Consider the following 20,552-nt stretch of genomic DNA (forward strand, 5'->3'; position numbering starts at 1 on the left):
AGGTCCGGACAGTTCCATGCGGCCCGCGGACAGCGTTGACGCGTTCATTGGCGCGCTCGCCGCCGTGGAGCCGGGCGCCGACTGGACCAACTTCTTCGACCACACCGTCCCGGAGAATGCGCTGCGCCGTTACAACCTGAAGCGTTATCTGCAGGAGATGCTGGAACGCCGCCCAACGGTCCTGCTGGTGGGCGAGGCGCCGGGCTTCCGTGGCATGCGGATTACCGGCGTGCCCTTCACCAACCGGACCATCTTCGAGGGGCCGGCCAACAGCTTTGGGCTGTTCGGGCCCGGCAAGGGATACGTCCTGCCGCCCGAGGCTGCGGGGGTTGCGGCGGAACCCACGGCTACGGTGATGTGGGAAGTCCTGGCCGAACTCGGCGTCCTGCCGCTGCTGTGGAGTGCATTCCCGTGGCATCCGCACAAGCCGGGGCAGCCGCTGACCAACCGCACGCCGCGGCCGTCCGAAGCGGCCCTGGGCACCCCGTTCTGGCAGGCACTGGCGCAGCTCTTCGCTGTCCGCACCATAGTGGCCGTGGGTAACGTGGCCCATCGCAGCTTGCTCCGGAGCGGAGTGGATGCGCCCAAGATCCGGCACCCGGCCCACGGCGGCCGGGCCGGTTTTAAAAGCGGGCTGGAGCAGCTGCTACTGCAGTAGGCGCAGCTGGCCCGGTGTGTCGATGTCCTCGCCGGTGGACTGGTCAGTGCAATCCACTTCGTCCACGAGTTCCGGATGGGCGCGGAGGAAGCCCCGTGCACCGGCGTCACCGGTCACCGTTGCGGCAACCGCGGCCCGCAGCGAAGCGTCGATGAGCAGTGGATGGCCGCGCAGGAGTTGGCTGACGGGACTGCCGCCATTGAGATCACGACGGCGGTACGCGGCGGCGGTGATCCGGCCCGGACGGTGGGCGGCGAGCAGCCGCGCCACCGTTTCCGGGGTGAGTCCGGGCTGGTCCACGAGGGCCACCAGCAGGTGGTCCGCCGGATCTGCCGTCCGTTCACCGAGCAGGAAGGAACTGCCCATGCCGGACTGCCAGTCCGGATTGGCGACAATCCGGCAACGGCCCAGGTGGGCCGCCGCGACGACGTCCACGGCACCCGCGCCGAGGACCACCACCACTTCCCGGCAGCCGCCGTCGGACAGTGTTCCGGCGGTGGCCTCCACCAGCGGCCGCCCACGGTAGGGCAGGAGCGCCTTGGGCCCGAGGCCCAGGCGTGTCCCGGCACCCGCGGCCAGCACGATGCCCGTGGTGCGCCGCTCCTGCATGCGTCCTTCTTCCATACCTGCACCCTAGCCACACGACGGCGGCGGGGCAGCTTCCTTCCGGAAACTGCCCCGCCGCTGATCTGTTGTTCAGGTCAGGCGTCGCCGCCCACACCACCGGTGGTCCCGGCGTTGACGTCCAGGAGCTTGTACCGGTCCATGGCGTAGGCCGGTGCGCCTGCCTCAACGTCACCCCTGGCCGCGAGCATTTGCAGCGCCTTCACCACGATGGAGTGGGTGTCGTTTTTGAAGAAGCGGCGGGCTGCTGCGCGGGTGTCGGAGAAGCCGAAGCCGTCGGCGCCGAGGGTGGCGAATTCGTTGGGGACGAACTGCCGGATCTGGTCCGGGACGGCTTTCATGTAGTCGGAGACGGCGACGACGGGGCCGGTGGCACCTTCGAGCTGCTGGGTGACGAACGGGACCCGGGCGGGTTGTTCGGGGTTGAGGAAGGCTTCTTCTTCGGCGGCGAGGCCGTCGCGTCGGAGTTCGTTCCAGGAGGTGACGGACCAGACGTCGGCGGAGACGGACCAGTCTTCGGCGAGGATGCGCTGGGCTTCGAGGGCCCAGGGCACGGACACGCCGGAGGCCAGGATCTGCGCCTTCGGTCCCTCAACGCCCGACGCCGAAACCCGGTAAATGCCGCCCAGGACACCCTGCACATCCAGGTTTTCCGGCTCGGCGGGCTGCACTATGGGCTCGTTGTAGACCGTGAGGTAGTACATCAGGTTTTTGTCGGAGCCAGCTCCGGTTCCTTCGCCGCTTGCGGCCGGCCCGTACATGCGTTCGAGGCCGTCGCGGATGATGTGCCCCATTTCGTAGCCGTAGGCGGGGTCATAGGTGACTACTGCGGGGTTGGTGGAGGCGAGCAGGGGGGAGTGGCCGTCGGCGTGTTGGAGGCCTTCGCCGGTGAGGGTGGTCCGTCCTGCGGTGGCGCCGATGATGAAGCCGCGGGTCATTTGGTCTGCTGCTGCCCAGAAGGCGTCGCCGGTGCGTTGGAAGCCGAACATGGAGTAGAACACGTAGACCGGGACGAGGGGTACGCCGTGGGTGGCGTAGGCGGTGCCGGCGGCGGTGAAGGCTGCCACGGCGCCGGCTTCGTTGATGCCGGGGTGGATGAGCTGGCCTGCGGGGGATTCCTTGTAGGCCAGGACCAGGTCGCGGTCCACGGAGAGGTAGTTCTGGCCGCCCGGGTTATAGATCTTGGCCGTGGGGAAGAACGCATCCATGCCGAAGGTCCGGGATTCGTCCGGCACGATGGGCACGATCCGGTGCCCGAACTTCTTGTCGCGGAGCAGGTCCTTGAGCAGGCGCACGAACGCCATGGTGGTGGCGGCCTGCTGCTTACCGGAGCCGCGCTTGGCAACCTCGTAGGTCTTCGCTTCCGGAAGTTCAACAGCCTCATGATGCGAACGGCGTTCCGGCACCGACCCGCCGAGCGCCCTGCGGCGTTCGTGAAGGTAGGCGATTTCGGGCGCATCGGCACCCGGGTGGTAATAGGGAGGACGGTAAGGATCGGCGTCCAGTTGCTCATCCGACACGGGGATGCGGAGGTAATCCCGGAAGTCTTTGAGGTCCTCCACCGTCAGCTTCTTCATCTGGTGCGTGGCATTCCGGCCCTCAAACCTGGGTCCGAGTCCGTAGCCTTTGACGGTTTTGGCGAGGATGACGGTGGGTTTGCCCTTGAACTCGGTGGCGGCTTTGTAGGCTGCGTAGACCTTGCGGTAGTCGTGGCCGCCGCGTTTGAGGTTCCAGATCTGGTCATCGGTGAGGTCCGCGACCATGTCCTTGGTGGCGGGGTCCTTGCCGAAGAAGTGTTCGCGGACGAACCCGCCGGATTCGGCCTTGTAGGTCTGGTAGTCACCGTCGGGGGTTTCATTCATGATCTTCACCAGGGACCCGTTGGTGTCCTGGGTGAGGAGGTCATCCCATTCCCGGCCCCAGACGACCTTGATCACGTTCCAGCCCGCGCCGCGGAAGAACGCTTCGAGTTCCTGCATGATCTTCCCGTTGCCCCGGACCGGCCCGTCGAGGCGCTGGAGGTTGCAGTTGATCACGAAGTTCAGGTTGTCCAGGTTCTCGTTCGCGGCGAGCTGGAGCAGGCCGCGGGATTCGGGCTCGTCCATTTCCCCGTCGCCCAGGAACGCCCAGACCTGCTGGTCGGACGTGTTTTTCAGGCCGCGGTTGTGCAGGTACCGGTTGGACTGGGCCTGGTAGATCGCGTTCATCGGGCCGATACCCATGGACACGGTGGGGAATTCCCAGAAGTCCGGCATCAGGCGCGGGTGCGGGTAGGAGGACAGGGCGTGGCCGGCCCGGGACTTTTCCTGCCGGAACCCGTCCAGGTCCTCCTCGGTTAGGCGCCCTTCCATGAACGCGCGGGCGTACATGCCGGGGGAGGCGTGGCCCTGGAAGAAGACCTGGTCCCCGCCGCCGGGGGCGTCCTTGCCGCGGAAGAAGTGGTTGAAGCCGACCTCGTACAGGGTCGCGGCACCGGCGTAGGTGGAGATGTGCCCGCCCACCCCGATCTCGGGCCGCTGCGCCCGGTGCACCATGACCGCGGCGTTCCACCGCATGTACGCCCGGTACCGGCGTTCGTACTCTTCGTTGCCCGGGAACGGTGCTTCCTGGTCCACGGGGATCGTGTTCACGTAATCGGTGGTGGTCACCATCGGCACCCCGACACTCTGCGCGCCCGCACGCTGCAGCAGGCTCCGCATAATGTACTGGGCACGCTCGGTACCCTGTTCCCGGATCAACGCATCCAGGGACTCAACCCACTCCGCAGTCTCTTCCGGATCACGATCAGGCAGCTGGTCAGTCAACCCGCTGAGGATATGGGAGGTATCTTCTCCTGCAGCCACGGGAGCCTCTTTTCATCTTCGAATGGCCCATGTTTTCGTATTGTGAGAAAACATTTCTGTATGACGAGATTATCTGCGAGGTGCGGGTCGGGTCAATGCGGCAGCCCGTGGCCCGCATCCCGGGCCATAGTCGGGGCCTTTCCAACTGTTTGTGACTGTTCCGGCCGGCAGTATCGCCTTGACCGTACGTGACCCAGGTCATACGCTGGTTTTCATTATTCAATATCTCGATTCCGCAGAGTGGAATAACAGAAACGACGGGGACCAGCAGGACTGACTCCCAACGTCGGACTCACCACCCCGGAAGCCCCAACGAATTGAGACCACCTTATGAAGACCCCTCCTTCGGCGGGCATTGACGCGGCCCAGGACCTGACAACGCCGTCAGTTGCTCCCACCCATCCGGCCGTTGGCGTTGACGCCCTGTGCGACGCAGCAAGCGCAGCATCAGGCAAGAGCATCAGCCCCACCCTCTACAACGTGGACCTTGCCCCCACCAAGCGTGAAGGCCGCAGCTGGACCAGCTACAGCATCTTCACGCTGTGGGCCAACGATGTGCACAGCCTCGGAAACTACGCCTTCGCCATCGGCCTGTTCGCCCTCGGCCTCGGCGGCTGGCAGATCCTCCTGGCACTGGGCATCGGAGCGGCGCTGCTGTTCGGGCTGCTCACCCTCTCGGGCTTCATGGGCGTCAAGACCGGCGTTCCCTTCCCGGTGATGAGCCGGATCAGCTTCGGCATCAGGGGAGCCCAGATCGCCAGCCTCCTCCGCGGCGCCGTCGCGGTGGCCTGGTTCGGCATCCAGACCTACCTCGCCTCCGTCGTGTTCCGCGTGATGCTCGTGGCCATGTTCCCCGCACTGGCGGACCTGGACAAAGACTCCATCCTGGGGCTGTCCACCCTTGGCTGGGCCGCATTCCTGGTCCTGTGGGTGGTGCAGCTGGTCATCGTGAGCTTCGGCATGGAGATGATCCGCAAGTACGAAGCCTTCGCCGGTCCCGTTATCCTGGCCACCATGGCAGCCATGGCCATCTGGATCTTCATGGAAGCGGGCGGGTCCATTGCCTGGTCATCGAACAACGCCCTTGAAGGGCTGGACATGTGGCGGACCATCTTCGCCGGCGGAGCCCTCTGGGTATCCATCTACGGCACGTTCGTGCTGAACTTCTGCGACTTCACCCGGTCCGCCGTCTCCAAGAACGCCGTGGTGCGGGGCAACTTCTGGGGCATCCCCATCAACATGCTGCTCTTCGGCGCCATCGTGGTGGTCATGGCCGGCGGCCAGTTCAAGATCAACGGCACCATCATCCAGAGCCCGTCGGACATCGTCCAGACCATCCCGAACACGCTCTTCCTGGTGCTGGCCTGCCTGGCCCTGCTGATCCTCACCATCGCGGTCAACCTGATGGCCAACTTCGTTGCCCCCGTGTACGCCCTGACCAATCTGTTCCCCAAGCGGCTCAACTTCCGGCGGGCCGCCGTCGTCAGCGCCGTCATCGGCCTGGTGATCCTGCCCTGGAACCTCTACAACAACCCCCTGGTCATCCTCTACTTCCTGGGCGGCCTCGGAGCGCTGCTTGGCCCGCTGTTCGGCGTGGTCATGGCCGACTACTGGCTGATCCGCCGCGGCAAGGTCAACGTCCCCGAGCTCTACACCGCTTCACCCGACGGCGCCTACTTCTACCGCAAAGGCGTCAACCCGCGGGCCATCACCGCCATGGTGCCGGCCGCCGTCGTGGCCCTGTGTATCGCCTTCGTTCCGGCGCTGGCCGCCGTGGCCCCCTTCGCCTGGTTCTTCGCGGCCAGCATCGCGGCAGTGGTGTACTACTTCGTTTCCGACCGGACGCAACGGCTGGAAGACCGCGACGGCGAGTCCATCGCCGTCGCCAGCACCCACTGACCAGCGCCTGCCCGCGTCGTTCAACCACCAGCGCCTACCGCTGCAGCCCCGAAAAGGAACAACCATGCGCATCCTCGTTGCCAACGTCAACACCACAGAGTCCATGACCGAATCCATCGCCACCTCTGCCCGTGCGGTTGCCGCGCCGGGCACGGAGATTGTGGGCATCACGCCCCGCTTCGGCGCCGATTCCTGTGAGGGGAACTTCGAAAGCTACCTGGCGGCCATCGCCGTCATGGACGCGGTGACGTCCTACCCGGAGCCGTTTGATGCGGTAGTCCAGGCCGGCTACGGCGAGCACGGCCGGGAAGGGCTGCAGGAACTCCTGGACGTCCCGGTGGTGGACATTACCGAGGCCGCGGCCAGCACCGCCATGTTCCTGGGCCACAAGTACTCCGTGGTGACCACCCTGGACCGTGCCGTCCCGCTCATCGAGGACCGGCTCAAGCTCGCCGGCCTGGACGCCCGGTGCGCCTCGGTCCGGGCGAGCGGCATGGCCGTACTGGAACTGGAGGAAGAACCGGAACGGGCAGTGGAGGCGATCATCAGCGAGGCCATGCGGGCCGTCACCCAGGACAAGGCGGAGGTGATTGTCCTGGGCTGCGGCGGGATGGCCGGGCTGGACGAACAGATCCGGCAGCGCGCAGGTGTTCCCGTGGTGGACGGTGTGGCCTCGGCCGTCACCATTGCGGAGTCGCTGGTGCGGATGCGGCTGTCAACCTCCAAGGTACGGACCTACGCTGCGCCCCGGCCCAAGACCGTCATAGGCTGGCCGCTGAACAGCGCCGGAACGGCAGCACAGCTGCAGAACACACGGCCGTAGAACAAGCAGCTGCAGAAGAACCAACCGTAGAACGAGGAGCACACGTGAGCATTTCCCACTCCGAAGGACGGGTGGCCGTCGTCACCGGCGCCGGCTCCGGCATCGGGCGGGAGGTGTCACGCCAGATGCTGGCCGACGGGTACCGGGTGGTCCTGGCCGGGCGGCGGGAAACTCCGCTCAAGGAAACCGCGGCGGACCATCCCGGCGCGTTCGTGGTGGCGTGCGACGTCTCCCGGACTGACGACGTCGAACGCCTCTTCGCCGCCACCCTGCAAAGGTGGGGCCACGTGGACGTCCTGTTCAACAACGCCGGCGTGTTTGGTCCCGCCGCGAGCGTAGACGAGATCAGCGTGGACGACTGGAACGCCACCGTGGCCGTAAACCTGACTGGGTCCATGCTGTGCGCAGCGGCCGCGGTGCGGGCCATGAAGGCCCAGGAACCGCAGGGCGGCCGGATCATCAACAACGGGTCCATCGCGGCCCACTCGCCCCGGCCGCGGACGGTCGCCTACACGGTGACCAAGCACGCCATGACAGGCCTGACCAAGAGCATCGAACTGGACGGCCGTGGGTTCGGGATCACCTGCGGGCAGATCGATATCGGCAATGCCGCCACGGAGATCATGGACACCATCGGCGTGGGCTCCGGTGCGCTGCAGGCCGACGGGACGCGCCGGGTGGAACCGACCTTTCCGGTGGCGGATGCGGCCCGTGCGGTGCTGATGATGGCCAACATGCCGGCGTCTGCCAGCGTGGGCTCCGTGGTGGTGACGGCGGCGGGCATGCCCTTCATTGGCCGCGGCTGACCGGCCCGCGCCTGCGCGCGGCTATGCTCGGCACATGACCGCAAACAGGGGGCTTGCTCTTTTCCGATTCTGGTTCGCACTGCTGGGGTTCGTGGCGGTGCTGTTCCAGTTCCTGCACCTGGTGCAGAACGTTCCGGGAGCCAGTGCCGGCAACTACTTCAGCTACTTCACCATCGAGTCCAACATCATCGCCTTCATGACGCTGGGCATCGCCGGCTGGTACGCCTGGAAGGGCGCCAGCCCGCGCTGGCTGGAGCTCCTGCGCGGCGCCGCCACCGTGTACATGACCATCACCGGCATCACCTACAGCCTCCTGTTGAGCGACATCGACGTCAACACCCCCATCCCGTGGGTCAACGTGGTCCTGCACTACACCGTGCCCACCGTCATGGTGATCGACTGGCTGGTGGACCTGCCCAGGGAACGGATTCCTGTCCGGACGTCCCTGGTGTGGCTGGCGTTTCCACTGCTGTACCTCGCCTACAGCCTGCTCCGCGGCCCGCTGGTGGGCTGGTACCCCTACCCGTTCCTGGATCCCCGGAGTTCCGGCTACGGCACTGTTGCGGTGATGTCCCTGCTGATCGCCGTCGGGGCGTTTGCCTTCGCCGCCGTGGCCGCACTCTCCACCCGCTTGCAGAATTCGGTGCCCCATCCCGCCAGTGCACCCTCGCAGCCATAAGCCCGGAGGAGCCTCACGGATGCCCAACTGGATACCGGCGCAGTCCTAGAGAGGCAGGAGCGCGGAGAGGTCCGCGCGGAGCCCTGACGCGGCCACCTTGCCTGCCCCGACAGCGTCCGCCCAGGCGAGCCCGCCGGTGGCCATCGCAAGCCAGGTGGCGGCGTCGCACTCAATGACGTTCGGCGGTGTGCCGCGGGTGTGCCGCGGCCCTTCCACGCACTGGGTGACGCCAAAGGGCGGCACCCGGACCTCCACGGAGTTGCCCGGCGCCCGGGCGGTGACTTCCTCGAGGGTATAGCGCACGGCAGTGGCCAGGACGTTCCGCGGGAGGGGAGCGTCCGACGGCGACCGGGCCGCTTCCAGCCACGCGTCCAGGGCCGCTTTGCCTTCCTTCACGTCGACGCGGCGGCGGGCGGTTGCCATGTTTCCATCCTTAGTTCCGGTGGCGGTTCGATCAGTGCGGGGTCGGTCAGTCCAGGAGAGCGGAAACGGCGGGGCCCAGACGGATCCTGCCCACGGGGCGGCCGCCGCCCAGCACGGGTTCCACGACCTTTTCGAGGACGCTAGCCACGCCCGGGATTTCCACGGCGCCGGCCGCGGCCAGCAGCGTCAGCGCCACCAGGGAGGTGGCACGGAGGTTCCCGTCGAGGATCTTGACGGCCACCGAGACACCCTGCGGTGTGGCCATGGCGAGCACGCCCTCGGCACCGATCTTGGCGATGACCTCCAGCTCATCCATCACCAGCGTGTTCGCCTCGCCCCGGCCCTGCACCGCCCAGGGGTAATCAAGCATGGACGTGGCAATCGTGGCGGCGCGGGCGTTGGAGCTTTGGTCGCCGGGGGCCTTGGCCAGGAGCGAATACCCCCGCGCCAGGCCCTTGAGGGACAGGGCCGCCACCGGGGCGCCGCAGCCATCGATGCCCAGGTGCGCGATCTTCTCGCCGGTGTATTCCTCGATGACGCTGCGCACCCGCTGCTGCAGCGGGTGGTTCGGCTCAAGGTAGCTGTGTGTGTCCCAGCCGTTTTCGGTGCAGGCCCAGAGGAACGCGGCGTGCTTGCCGGAACAGTTGAAGGCAAGCCGGGATTTGCCCTTCTCAGAGCGGACCAGCCAATTCCGCGCCGTTTCATCCTGCGGCCACGCTTCGGGGCACTGCAACTGGTCCTCGCGCACCCCGGCCGCCTTCAGCATTCCCGCCACCACGTCCATATGGTCCAGGGAGCCAGTGTGGCTGCCGCAGGCAACGGCCACCTGGGCGCCCCGCAGCGGGACGCCGGACTGCATGGCGGCCAGGGCCTGGAACGGCTTGAGGGCCGACCGCGCGTAGATAGGAGTGTTGATGTCGCCCAGCTCCGTCACCACGGATCCGTCAGCGGCAAGAAGGACGGCCGAGCCGATATGCCGGGACTCCACGAATCCGCTGCGCTCGATCACGGCCAGTTCGACGGCGGAGTCCACGGTAAAGGTGGCGTGGGGATTGTGCGGCATGCTGCCAGTCTAGGGGGAACCCCCGGGCGGCACTGGCCGACGCGGCGTCACTCCACCGTGACCATCACGGACTGCCAGCCCGAGGCGCCGTCCGGGACGGGGTCCGCACGCTGCTCGGTCTGCACCTTGCCCGTGCCGTCCGTGGCGCGGACCTTGATGTAGTGGGGACCCGGCGTAGCGTCCCATTCGTAGGACCACTGCCGCCAGGTCACCAGTGATGCCTCGGTGGACAGGGTGGCCTCCACCCAATCCGCGTTGTCGATCTGGATTTCCACTTTGGTGATGCCCCGGGTCTGGGCCCACGCGGTGCCGCCCACCGCAACCTTCCCGGCGGGGACCTTGGCGAAGGACTTGGGCACATCAACCCGCGCCATGGTCTTGATGGGTCCGCGTTCGGACCAGCCGCGCTCAGTCCAATATGCCTTGCTGTCCGCGAACCGGGTGACTTCCAGGTCCACCACCCACTTGGTGGCGGAGACGAACCCGTACAGGCCCGGGACCACCATCCGCACCGGGTAACCGTGCTCCAGCGGAAGCGGCTCGCCGTTCATGCCAATGGCCAGCATGGCGTCGCGGCCGTCCTGCAGTACTTCCAGGGGCGTGGAGGCGCTGAAACCGTCGATGGAGGTGGAGAGGACCATGTCAGCTCCGTCCTTGGGCTTTGCCCGCTTCAGCACCTCCCGGAGCGGCAGTCCCAGCCACTTCGCGTTGCCCGCCAAGTTGCCGCCCACCGGGTTCGAGACGCAGGTAAGCGTCACGTGCGATTCGATCAGGTCGGCGTCGAGCAGGTCCTGGAACGTCAGGCGCACCTCTTCCTCCACCAGGCCGTGGACCCGCAGCTCCCAGTCGTCCGCGTTGATCTCGGGAACGCTCAAGGCAGTATCGATGCGGTAAAAGTCGTTGTTGGGGGTCACCCACGGCGGCGCACCGTCCACGGGCGACTGGACGCCGGCGGGAATGGCAGGGGCGGCCGTGGCGGGTGCAGGGAGCTGGAGCGCTTCGCGGGCCTTGGCGATGTTGCTGCGGGCGGCACCGAGCAACCGCCCGCCCGTGGCTGCGACGCCGGCCGCCACGGCGGTGATCCCGGCCGCGGCGAAGAACCTCCGGCGGCTGCTGCCTTCGCTCCCCACCCGTGCATCGGCGTCGTCCGCCAGGTCTGCCGGCGCCTCGGGCCATTCCTTCGGGGCCTGCACCCGGTTCACCAGGAAACGGAGCACCGCCACACCCGCGACGGTCCCGAGGACCGCGGGGATGGCATCAACGGCCGAAACACCCGCCCGCGTCACCACGCACGCCACGATCACCGCACCCATGAACAGGACGCCCAGGACGCCCAGCGCCCATTTGCGGTACGCCACGACACCCAGGACGCACGCCAGGACGGTGATGGTCAGGCCCATGCCGACGAACAGGGCCGCCTTGTCATTGGTGCCGAACGTGGCGATCGCAAAATCCTTCAGCCATCCCGGCGTGAAATCAATGAACGTGGAGCCCAGCGCAAAGAGCGGTGTGGCGCGGGCGGTGAAGAACGCGCCGAGCAGCTCCGCGACGGCCAGTACGACGGCGGCAGCCACCACACCTGCCAGCGCAGCCAGGGGAGCGGGTCCAGTAAGTCGGTTCCGTAGCGTTGTCATGGCAGGTGTTCGGAGCGGGACAGCCCCGCGGATGGCAGCGGACGGCAAGGACACAGCTTAGGAGCGGGCAGGGTCCACAAAGTACGCTTGGAGACTGTGAAGGTACTCGTCATCGGCCCCGGAGGCCGCGAACACGCCCTTGTCCGCTCCCTGCTCGCCGACCCCAACGTGTCCGAGGTCCATGCAGCGCCCGGTAACGCCGGCATCAGCAAGCTGGTCCCCACATACAAGATCAACGGCAACGATCCAGACGCAGTCGCGAAGCTGGCCACCAAGCTGGCCGTTGACCTCGTGGTGGTGGGCCCCGAAGCCCCGCTGGCCGCAGGCGTGTCCGATGCTGTCCGTGAGGCAGGCATTCCCGTGTTCGGCCCCAGCAAGGCCGCCGCGCAGCTGGAAGCGTCCAAAGCGTTTGCCAAGGAGATCATGGCCGAGGCAGGTGTGCCCACGGCCATGGCCCTGGTGGCCACCAACGCCGAAGAGGCCGCGTCCGCGCTGGACACCTTCGGCGCCCCGTACGTCGTCAAGGACGACGGCCTCGCCGCCGGCAAGGGCGTGGTGGTCACACGCAACCGCGAGGAGGCCCTGGCCCACGCCCAGTCCTGCTTTGACGCCGGCGGGTCGGTGGTGATCGAGGAATTCCTCGACGGACCCGAGGTGTCCCTTTTTGTCCTCTGCGACGGACACAACACCGTGGCACTTTCACCCGCCCAGGACTTCAAGCGCATCTTCGACAATGACGAAGGCCCCAACACCGGCGGCATGGGCGCCTATACCCCGCTTGAGTGGGCTCCCGAAGGGCTCGTCCAGGAAGTCATCGACAGGGTGGCCCAGCCCACCGTCAACGAAATGGCCCGCCGCGGCACGCCTTTTGTCGGGGTCCTGTTTGTCGGCCTGGCCCTGACCTCCCGCGGCACGCGGGTCATCGAATTCAATGTCCGCTTCGGCGACCCCGAGACCCAGGCCGTCCTCGCACGGCTCAAGACGCCGCTCGGCTCCCTGCTGCTCTCCGCCGCCAAGGGCGAACTGGAGACCGCGGAAGAGCTGCGCTGGTCCAAGGACACCGCCGTCGCCGTCGTCGTCGCGTCCGAAAACTATCCGGACACTCCGCGCACCGGAGACCGGATCCGCGGCCTGAAGAAGGCCGAGGCACTGGACGGCGTGCACGTCATCCACGCCGGTACGGCCCTGGACGACGACGGCAAGGCAGTGTCCGCCGGCGGCCGTGTCCTGGCGGTGGTCGCACTGGGAAGTGACCTGGTGGAGGCGCGCGAACGCGCATACGACGGCGTGGAACTGGTCCAGCTGGACGGCGGACAGTTCCGTAGTGACATCGGCCGCAAGGCCGCCCGCGGCGAAATCAAGGTGCCGTACGCCGCCACGGGTGCGCTGCCCATCACGAAAGCGAAGGCCTAGCATGAGCGATACTCCCGCATCCCGCGGCTTCAGCAGCGCCGGCACCCTGGACCTGCCGGGCTGGACCCACGTTTACTCCGGCAAGGTCCGCGACCTGTATGAGCCCGCCGATGAGTCCGTCATGGAGCGCGTGGGCCAGGACTGCGTGCTGGTGGTGGCCAGCGACCGGATCAGCGCCTACGATCATGTGCTTTCCAGCGAAATCCCGGACAAGGGCCGTATCCTCACCCAGCTGAGCCTGTGGTGGTTCGACCAGCTGGGCGTGGAGCACCACGTCCTGGGCTCCACTGTCGAAGAAGGCGTCCCTGCCGAGGTCGAGGGCAGGGCCATGATCTGCAAGAAGCTGGACATGTTCCCGGTGGAGTGTATCGCCCGCGGCTACCTCACCGGTTCCGGGCTGCTGGAATACCGGGCGTCCGGCACCGTCTGCAACATTCCGCTGCCGGACGGGCTGGTGGACGGGTCCCGGCTGGAGCATGCCATCTTCACGCCGTCGGCGAAGGCCGCTGTGGGCGAGCACGACGAAAACATCACGTACGACGCCGTGGTGGCGCTGGTGGGGGACGACATCGCTGCCCGCCTCAGCGAGCTGACGCTGAAGATCTACACCACCGCGGAAAAGGTTGCCCGCGAGCGTGGCATCATCCTGGCCGACACCAAGGTGGAATTCGGCTATGACGCCGTCTCGGGTTCCATCACGCTGGGTGATGAGGTGCTGACGCCGGATTCCTCACGCTTCTGGGACGCCGGCACGTACCAGCCGGGGCAGGCCCAGCCGTCCTACGACAAGCAGTATGTCCGGGACTGGCTGACTTCCGCCGAATCCGGGTGGGACCGGGCCTCGGATACGCCGCCGCCGGCGCTGCCGGCAGAAGTGGTGGAGCGCACCCGCAGCCGGTACGTCGAGGCGTACGAGAAGATCACGGGCAAGACCTTCGCCTGACGGGAGCCCCAGCTGCCCCTCCGGCGAAGTGCTGCTGGGCTAGCTGGCCTTCGCGGCGTTGGCGGCCCGCCTCTGGGCCAGCTTGATTTCCAGGACCGCGTCCAGTGCCTGCTGGACGCGGTCCGCCGCGCCTGCCGCACTGAATGCCTTCTGGGCTTCCTGGAGGTGGATCAGGGCCTCCTCCGACTCACCGGCGGCCTTCAGGGACTTGCCCAGCAGCAGCGAAACCTCGCCTGCTGTGTGCTTGGCCAGTGAGGCCCGTTCGCCATGGATTTCGCGGAGCTTTTCGACGGCGGCCACAATGTCCCCGGTCAGGTACAGCCACCGGGCGCGGATGAAGGCAACCTCCAGCTGGTCCGACTTGTTGCCGCCCACGATGGACAGGGCCAGCTCGGCGCGCTCGATGGATGACAGGGTTTCCGGTTCCACAATCCCCGAGGAGAGCCGCACCGCGGCGGAGGCTTTGTTGAACCGTGCCCACAGTTCGATGTCATTCGCGGGGGAGAGCAGCCGGGCTGCGCGCTCGTGGTGTTTGATGCCCTCCTGGTAGTCGTGGCGCATAAAGGCCACGTTGCCGATCACCCAGGCAACCTCGCCGGCCAGCTGTGACATGGAGTGTTCGTCCACATGGTCGTTCATGTCCTGGCAGTACTTCCAGGCCTCGTCCAGGCGGCCGCTTTCGGCCAGGGCGCCGATCAGGGCCCGGTGGGCACCGATGATGAGGGTGGAGCCCTTGGGCAGCTGCGAGCAGAGTTTGACGGCCTCCAGGGCATGGTCCACCGCGGCGCCCAGCTGGCCCTGGCCCTGGCATATGCCGGCCAGCATCTGGCGGGCGCGCACAGCGAGCCCTGCCGATTCCTTGGCCATGGGGTGTTCCAGCAGGTGCTGCATGATGCGCTGGCACTCCTGCCAGTTGCCCTGCTTGATCAGGCATTCTGCCTGCATGTAGGTCATGTTCCACCAGGCGCTGGTGTTCCTGCCGTCCAGCGCGATCTGCGCGGCCGTGGCGGCGTGGCTGGCGGCCAGCGGATAGTCCCGCAGGTCCCAGGCCTGCCGGGCGTACAGCCCGGCCAGGACGTATTCGGCGTCGCTGACCGAGATGGGCTGGCTCCAGGCTTCCAGTGCCTTGGGTGCCAGCTCCAGCCTGCGCGCCAGTTCCTCGATAACCTCGGCCGTGGGTTCCCTCCGGCCGGTTTCCAGCAGTGAGATGTAGCTGGGTGAATACAGGTCCTTGCCCAGTTCAGCCTGCGTCAGCCCCCGTTCGAGACGCTCCGCACGGAGCTTCTCCCCGAATCCGTTGCCCACGGCGTTTCCTCCTCTTCCGGACAGTCTTTCCACCAAATGCTTGACAGTCCCTGTGGAAAACATTTTACAATGTATGTCAACAAGGACAGTGCTGGCTTTGTAACGAATCCGACTCGTATTGAGGAACCTATTTATGTTGAAGAAGATCGCAACAGCGGCTGCGCTGGCCGGTGCCCTTGCTTTTTCTGCTGCAGCTCCGGCCGTACTGTCCGCCGGTTCCATTGCTGATTCCACGGGTACTTCGGTAGCCGTTGGCAACTGGCCGGACCCGATGTCCAAGAAGGTCAAGGACACCAAGAAGGACACCTCCGGTACCACGTACACCACGTTCGTTGGTAACTGGCCGGACCCGATGTAACAGCTTCCTCAACCCAGGAGGCGAGGACAGCCCCGGAGCACTGCTCCGGGGCTGTTTCCTTTAACCGCCCGTGCCCGGCCCCCGTGCGGGGGCGTCTTCACCGCCGGGGCAACGGGGCGGGTAAAGCAAAAGAGGGCCTCCGCAAGGAGACCCTCTTTCAGTGTGGTCGGGATGACAGGATTTGAACCTGCGACCTCTTCGTCCCGAACGAAGCGCGCTACCAAGCTGCGCTACATCCCGATCCGTTGCCCAAAAGCAACTTTACAAGAATAGCCGATGCGGGGTCCCGATGCGAAATCGTGGGGAACTTCAGACCAGCGAGTCCTTCCACGCCCCATGCAGGTCCGCGAAACGTCCGCCGCCGCCGATGAGGTCGGCCGGGCTGCCGTCCTCGACGATGCGGCCGTCATGGACCACCAGCACCCTGTCCGCGGTTTCCACGGTGGACAGCCGGTGGGCGATGATCAGCGCTGTCCTGCCGGCGGAATCGCTGCCTGCCAGGAGCCGTGCCAGCCCGCTCTGCACCAGCCGCTCGGAGGGGATGTCCAGGGACGAGGTGGCTTCGTCCAGGATCAGCACCGCCGGGCGGGCCAGGAACGCGCGGGCGAAACTGATCAGCTGCCGCTGGCCCGAGGAGACCCGGCCGCCGCGCTTGTTGACGTCCGTGTCGTAGCCTTCCGGCAGCTGCAGGATGAAGTTGTGGGCACCCACGGCCTTGGCGGCGTCCTCGATTTCGTCCCGCGACGCCTCCGGACGGCCCAGGGCAATGTTGTCCGCCACCGAGCCGCTGAACAGGAAGGCCTCCTGGGTGACCATGACGATGTTGCGGCGCAGGTCCGTGCTGCTGAGGTCCCGCAGGTCCACCCCATCCAGGGTCAGGGTCCCTGACGTGACGTCGTAGAAGCGGGCGATCAGTTTGGCCAGTGTGGACTTTCCGGCGCCTGTCTGGCCCACCAGGGCCACGGTTTGCCCGGCGGGGATGTGCAGGTCCAGCCGGGGGACCACCAGCGGGCCGGAGCCGTAGCGGAACTCCACGCCGTTGAAGTCGATCCCGCCGCGGGCGTATTCCAGGGCCACCGGATTCTTGGGTGGCCGCACGGTGGGGACTTCCTCCAGCAGGCCGGAGACCTTTTCGAGGGCCGCCTGGGCGCTTTGGAACGAGTTGTAGAACATGGCCATCTGGTCCACGGGCTGGAAGAAGCGTTTGGTGGAAAGGATCAGGGCCAGCAGGACGCCGACGGCGAGGTCCCCGGAGAGGACCCGGAAGCCGCCGAACAGCAGCACCACCGCCACGCACACATTGCCGATCAGCACCAGGCCAGGCTGGAAGATACCGTTGAGGTTGATGGAACGGACCGTCACCTTCCGGTAGTCCTCGGCGAGCTGCCCGTAGGTCTCCGCGTTCTCGCGCTCCTTACGGAAGGCCTTGACGGCGCGGATGCCGGTCATGGTTTCCACGAAATGCACGATCAGCCGGGCGGACACCACCCGGGACTCCCGGAAGGCGATCTGCGAGTGCTTCTGGTACCAGCGGGCCAGGAAGAACATCGGCACGCCGGCTGCCAAGACCAGCAGGCCACTGCGCCAGTCCAGGGCGAAGACCGTCACCGCGGTGAACACCATGAACAGCAGCCCTGAGGCCAGCGAGCTGACGCCCGAATCCAGGAGTTCGCGGAGCGCCTCGAGGTCCGAGGTCTGCCGGGCGATGATCCTGCCGGAGGTGTACTTCTCGTGGAACTCCAGGCTGAGCCGCTGGGTGTGCCGGAACACGCGCACCCGCAGGTCCAGCAGCATCGCCTGGCTGAGCCGCGCCGTGGAGGTGACATACAGGGCGGTGAGTCCCGCCGTCGCCACCGCTGCCAGCAGGTACGCGACGCCGGTGAACACCAAGGGCAGGTTGTCTCCAGCCTGCAGGGCGGGCAGCGCGCGGTCGATGCCGAAGGCTATCAGCGCCGGGCCTGCCACACGGGCGGCCTGGGAGAGGACCACCATGGCGATGGTCAGCCAGAACCGTACCCGGACCGGGCGGATGAGTGAGCGCAGCAGGGCGAGCGAGCGCCGCCGTACTGCCCGGCTGTCACTCTTGCTGAGGTGGGCGTTGTCTTCGTTGGCGGTACCGAACGTTGCTGTGCTCATCGGGTCACTTCCTCAGCCTGGTCCTCAAGCTCCGACAGTTCGGAGTCCAGGTCCCGCGGCTCCTGGTCCAGGCTGGCGATGACGTAGCGGTAGTGGGCGTTGCGTGCCAGCAGCTCGGTGTGTGTTCCAACGGCGGCGATCCGGCCGTCCTCCAGCAGGGCCACCCGGTCCGCCAGTGCCACGGTGGAGGGGCGGTGCGCCACGATCAGCGTGGTGGTGTCCTTCAGGACTTCCCGCAGCCGCGCCTCCACGAGTTCCTCGGTGTGCACGTCCAGCGCGGAGAGGGGGTCATCGAGCACCAGGACGCGGGGCCGGGCGGCGATGGCACGGGCCAACGCAATCCGCTGGCGCTGCCCGCCGGAGAGGCTGAGCCCTTCCTCGCCAATGAGGGTGTCCACGCCCTCGGGCAGGGAGTGCGCGAAGTGCGCCTGGGCAACGTCCAGTGCCTCCTCCAGGACGCCGTCCGTCCTGTCCCGGGCGCCCAGCAGCACGTTGTCCCGGACTGAATTGGAGAAGAGCGTGGTGTCCTCGAAGGCGACGCCCACTACCCGCCGGAGCTCTCCGACGTCGAACTCCTTCAGGTCCACGCCGTCGATGGTGATGGAACCGTCGCTGACGTCGTACAGGCGGGGGACCAGCTGGATCAGGGCGCTCTTGCCGCTGCCGGTGATGCCCACCAGCGCCATGGTTTCGCCCGGCCGCACCTCAAGGTTGATGTTCTTCAGGATGGGTTTGTCCGGGGCGTCCTCGAATGCGAAGGAGGCGTCGTTGAAGCGCAGCGTCCCGGCAAGCGTGGCGGGGGTGCGGGGCTGGGGCGGGCTGGTGATGGTGTTCTGCGTGTCCATCACCTCGTAGTGGCGGTCGATAGCGGTCTTGGCCGTGAGTGCCATGGCCAGCAGCATCCCGGAGAACTCCACTGGGGAGGCGATGACCGCTGCCGTGGCAAAGAAGGCAACCAGCGAACCGATGCTGAGCTGGCCGCTGGCGCAGAGCATGACGCCCACCACCAGCCCGGCGCCCAGGGCGAGCTCGGGGAGCAGCGTGACCACCATGGTGAAGGTCGCCTGGTGGCGGGCCTTTTCGATCTCTGTCTGGCGGAGTTCCTCCGCCTGCTCATTGAAGTTCTCCAGCGCCTCCCGACTGCGCCCGAAGGCCTTCAGGACGCGGATACCGTGAACGGACTCCTCCACAGTGGTTGCGAGGTCGCCGGCCTGGTCCTGGCTGCGCCGGGCAACCTTGCTGAACCTGGTGCGGAACCGAAAGCTGTTGATGGTGATGGGAACGGCGGCGGCCAGGAAGATCAGGGCCAGCTGCCAGCTCATGGAGAACATGGCCACGATGCCGATGATGACCGTCAGGGTGGTGACCACCAGCATGATGGCGCCGAAGGCCATCCAGCGGCGGAGGAAGTTCAGGTCCGTCATGGCCCGGGACAGCAGCTGCCCGGAACCCCACCGGTCGTGGAACGATACGGTGAGGTCCTGCAGGTGGTCGTAGAGGGACACCCGCATGCGGGTTTCCACGGTGGTGGCGGGGTTGATGACGAACTGGCGGCGCAACGCCACCAGGCCCGCCTCTGCCACGCCGAGGACCAGGATGACGCCGGCTGAGATCCACACAGCATCGGATGCGCCGCCGGGCTTCAGTGATTCGTTGACCAGCACCCGCAGGACCTGCGGGATGGTGAGGGCAACGATACTTGCCATCAATGCGCAGAGGAGCCCGAGCAGCAGCCGGGGAATGATGGGCCGGACATGGGGGTAGAGACGGCTGATTGACCTGAAAAATGGAGTTTGCTTCGCCATGCCCGCTTCTAAAGCTCTAAAACGAATGTAGTTTCCCGTAGCAACTACCCTATGCCATCACGTGAGACGATTCACAGGATCCAGGGCACATCAGCCAGCTTGCTGACTTATTGCATTCCGTAATCCCTGGTGCCCCATCAGATCGAGTCGCCAAAACCCTGTTTTGGGTGCCCGATCCGATAGGGCAGAGGGGTCAGGAGGGGGAGGTGAGAGTCAGCAGCACGGCCTCGGGCCGGCAGGCGACCCTGACTGGAGCAAAGCGCGAGGTGCCGATGCCGCCGGAGACGTTGACCGGCGTCGTACGTCCGTTGCTCTGCCAATCGTTCAGGCCCTTGGCGCGCCAGGTGGGGAGGTCGCAGTTGGAGACCAGCGCACCGTAGCCCGGGATGCACAGCTGCCCGCCGTGCGTGTGGCCGGCCAGCAACAGGTCCGCGCCCTCGCCCGTGAAGTGGTCCAGCACCCGCTGGTAGGGCGCGTGGATAACGGCCACCCGGAGGTGGTCCTTGGCGTCCTGGTTCCGGGTCCCGCGGGGCCAGCCGGCGTAGCGTTCCCGGTTCAGGTGGGGATCGTCGACGCCGGAGAAATCGAAGCGCATGCCGTTCAGGACCAGTGACTGGTTCCGGTTGGTCAGATCCACCCAGCCGCCCATTCCGAAGCCGGACCGCAGCCGCGGCCAGTCAAGGGCCACCGGTTTGGGCTTGGCCTTGGACGGGCCCATCAGGTAGGACGCAGGGTTTTTCAGGGTGGGTGCGAAGTAGTCGTTCGAACCCGGGACGAAGACGCCCGGAAATTCCATCAGCGGCCTGAGGGCAGCCAGGAGCGGATCGACAGCTTTGATGTGGCTGAGGTTGTCGCCGGTGTTCACCACGAGGTCCGGCCGGAGTTCCGCCAGCGACCGGAGCCAGGCAGCTTTCTTGTCCTGGCCCGGAACGAAGTGGATATCGCTGAGGTGCAGGATGCGGAACGGGTCCCTGCCCGGGGGAAGGATGGGCAGCGTCTCTTCACGCAGGACGAACTGGTTCTTTTCCCACAGGCCGTACCCGAAGGCGGCCAGCCCCGCCGCCGTCCCTGCTCCTGCGGTGACGGCAAAGCCGCGCCCGATTGCTTGGGCGCGGCTCACCAATGAATCCATGGTCATGG

17 protein-coding genes and 1 tRNA gene are annotated in these 20,552 nt (G+C 66.6%); 8 read left to right on the plus strand and 10 right to left on the minus strand.

Features of this window, described 5'->3' with window-relative positions; all coding sequences use genetic code 11:
* The first annotated feature begins 16 nt into the window (after positions 1 to 16).
* Complete coding sequence (locus QE394_RS13155; protein WP_349034740.1) at positions 17 to 658, plus strand: uracil-DNA glycosylase; 642 nt, start codon at positions 17 to 19, stop codon at positions 656 to 658.
* On the opposite strand, the gene nboR is transcribed toward QE394_RS13155, so the two are convergent.
* Positions 647 to 1,282: a nicotine blue oxidoreductase gene (gene nboR / locus QE394_RS13160; protein ID WP_349034741.1), complete on the minus strand. Its 636-nt coding sequence runs from the start codon at positions 1,280 to 1,282 to the stop codon at positions 647 to 649. The two genes, QE394_RS13155 and nboR, sit on opposite strands and share 12 nt — an antisense overlap.
* A 77-nt stretch (positions 1,283 to 1,359) precedes the next feature.
* Positions 1,360 to 4,125 (minus strand): pyruvate dehydrogenase (acetyl-transferring), homodimeric type, encoded by a 2,766-nt coding sequence (aceE, locus tag QE394_RS13165; RefSeq protein WP_349034742.1) that lies wholly within the window; start codon positions 4,123 to 4,125, stop codon positions 1,360 to 1,362.
* A gap of 330 nt (positions 4,126 to 4,455) precedes the next feature.
* Between aceE and QE394_RS13170 the strand changes: the two genes are divergently transcribed.
* From QE394_RS13170 to QE394_RS13185, 4 genes are all read left to right on the plus strand, one after another.
* On the plus strand, positions 4,456 to 6,024 hold the full coding sequence (locus tag QE394_RS13170) for an NCS1 family nucleobase:cation symporter-1 (RefSeq protein ID WP_349034743.1): 1,569 nt from the start codon (positions 4,456 to 4,458) through the stop codon (positions 6,022 to 6,024).
* A gap of 64 nt (positions 6,025 to 6,088) precedes the next feature.
* Complete coding sequence (locus QE394_RS13175) at positions 6,089 to 6,847, plus strand: aspartate/glutamate racemase family protein (RefSeq protein WP_349034744.1); 759 nt, start codon at positions 6,089 to 6,091, stop codon at positions 6,845 to 6,847.
* 44 nt (positions 6,848 to 6,891) lie between these two features.
* Positions 6,892 to 7,653 carry an SDR family oxidoreductase gene (locus QE394_RS13180; protein WP_349034745.1) on the plus strand — a complete coding sequence of 254 codons (762 nt, stop codon included), beginning with the start codon at positions 6,892 to 6,894 and terminating at the stop codon, positions 7,651 to 7,653.
* 34 nt (positions 7,654 to 7,687) lie between these two features.
* The gene (locus QE394_RS13185) at positions 7,688 to 8,332 is read left to right on the plus strand and encodes a Pr6Pr family membrane protein (RefSeq protein ID WP_349034746.1); all 645 of its coding nucleotides are present in this window, start codon (positions 7,688 to 7,690) and stop codon (positions 8,330 to 8,332) included.
* A gap of 45 nt (positions 8,333 to 8,377) precedes the next feature.
* Here the strand turns inward: QE394_RS13185 and QE394_RS13190 are convergent, their stop codons facing one another.
* The 3 genes from QE394_RS13190 to QE394_RS13200 are packed head-to-tail and all read right to left on the minus strand — an operon-like array spanning position 8,378 to position 11,452.
* A complete protein-coding gene (locus tag QE394_RS13190; RefSeq protein ID WP_056078614.1) occupies positions 8,378 to 8,755 on the minus strand; it encodes a sterol carrier family protein in 378 nt (125 codons plus the stop codon).
* Between the two features lie 46 nt (positions 8,756 to 8,801).
* Positions 8,802 to 9,818 (minus strand): asparaginase, encoded by a 1,017-nt coding sequence (locus tag QE394_RS13195; protein WP_056078617.1) that lies wholly within the window; start codon positions 9,816 to 9,818, stop codon positions 8,802 to 8,804.
* Positions 9,819 to 9,865: 47 nt separating this feature from the next.
* The gene (locus tag QE394_RS13200) at positions 9,866 to 11,452 is read right to left on the minus strand and encodes a molybdopterin-dependent oxidoreductase (RefSeq protein WP_349034747.1); all 1,587 of its coding nucleotides are present in this window, start codon (positions 11,450 to 11,452) and stop codon (positions 9,866 to 9,868) included.
* Positions 11,453 to 11,548: 96 nt separating this feature from the next.
* On the opposite strand from QE394_RS13200, the gene purD reads away from it, so the two are divergent.
* Positions 11,549 to 12,865 (plus strand): phosphoribosylamine--glycine ligase, encoded by a 1,317-nt coding sequence (gene purD, locus QE394_RS13205; protein WP_261620337.1) that lies wholly within the window; start codon positions 11,549 to 11,551, stop codon positions 12,863 to 12,865.
* Between the two features lies 1 nt (position 12,866).
* The gene (locus tag QE394_RS13210; protein WP_349034748.1) at positions 12,867 to 13,808 is read left to right on the plus strand and encodes a phosphoribosylaminoimidazolesuccinocarboxamide synthase; all 942 of its coding nucleotides are present in this window, start codon (positions 12,867 to 12,869) and stop codon (positions 13,806 to 13,808) included.
* A gap of 39 nt (positions 13,809 to 13,847) precedes the next feature.
* Here the strand turns inward: QE394_RS13210 and QE394_RS13215 are convergent, their stop codons facing one another.
* Complete coding sequence (locus QE394_RS13215; RefSeq protein WP_056078627.1) at positions 13,848 to 15,113, minus strand: helix-turn-helix transcriptional regulator; 1,266 nt, start codon at positions 15,111 to 15,113, stop codon at positions 13,848 to 13,850.
* Positions 15,114 to 15,246: 133 nt separating this feature from the next.
* Between QE394_RS13215 and QE394_RS13220 the strand changes: the two genes are divergently transcribed.
* Entirely contained in the window at positions 15,247 to 15,471 is a 225-nt protein-coding gene (locus QE394_RS13220) for a hypothetical protein (protein ID WP_349034749.1), read from the plus strand.
* 163 nt (positions 15,472 to 15,634) lie between these two features.
* On the opposite strand, the gene QE394_RS13225 is transcribed toward QE394_RS13220, so the two are convergent.
* From QE394_RS13225 to QE394_RS13240, 4 genes are all read right to left on the minus strand, one after another.
* Positions 15,635 to 15,711 (minus strand) — tRNA-Pro (locus QE394_RS13225).
* 69 nt (positions 15,712 to 15,780) lie between these two features.
* Positions 15,781 to 17,607 carry an ABC transporter ATP-binding protein gene (locus QE394_RS13230; protein ID WP_261620326.1) on the minus strand — a complete coding sequence of 609 codons (1,827 nt, stop codon included), beginning with the start codon at positions 17,605 to 17,607 and terminating at the stop codon, positions 15,781 to 15,783.
* Complete coding sequence (locus QE394_RS13235) at positions 17,604 to 19,412, minus strand: ABC transporter ATP-binding protein (RefSeq protein WP_349034750.1); 1,809 nt, start codon at positions 19,410 to 19,412, stop codon at positions 17,604 to 17,606. The genes QE394_RS13230 and QE394_RS13235 overlap by 4 nt, the downstream gene beginning before the upstream one ends.
* 193 nt (positions 19,413 to 19,605) lie before the next feature.
* The gene (locus tag QE394_RS13240; protein WP_056078638.1) at positions 19,606 to 20,550 is read right to left on the minus strand and encodes a metallophosphoesterase; all 945 of its coding nucleotides are present in this window, start codon (positions 20,548 to 20,550) and stop codon (positions 19,606 to 19,608) included.
* Positions 20,551 to 20,552: the final 2 nt, after the last annotated feature.

The organism is Pseudarthrobacter sp. SORGH_AS 212, assembly GCF_030818145.1.
GTDB lineage: Bacteria > Actinomycetota > Actinomycetes > Actinomycetales > Micrococcaceae > Arthrobacter.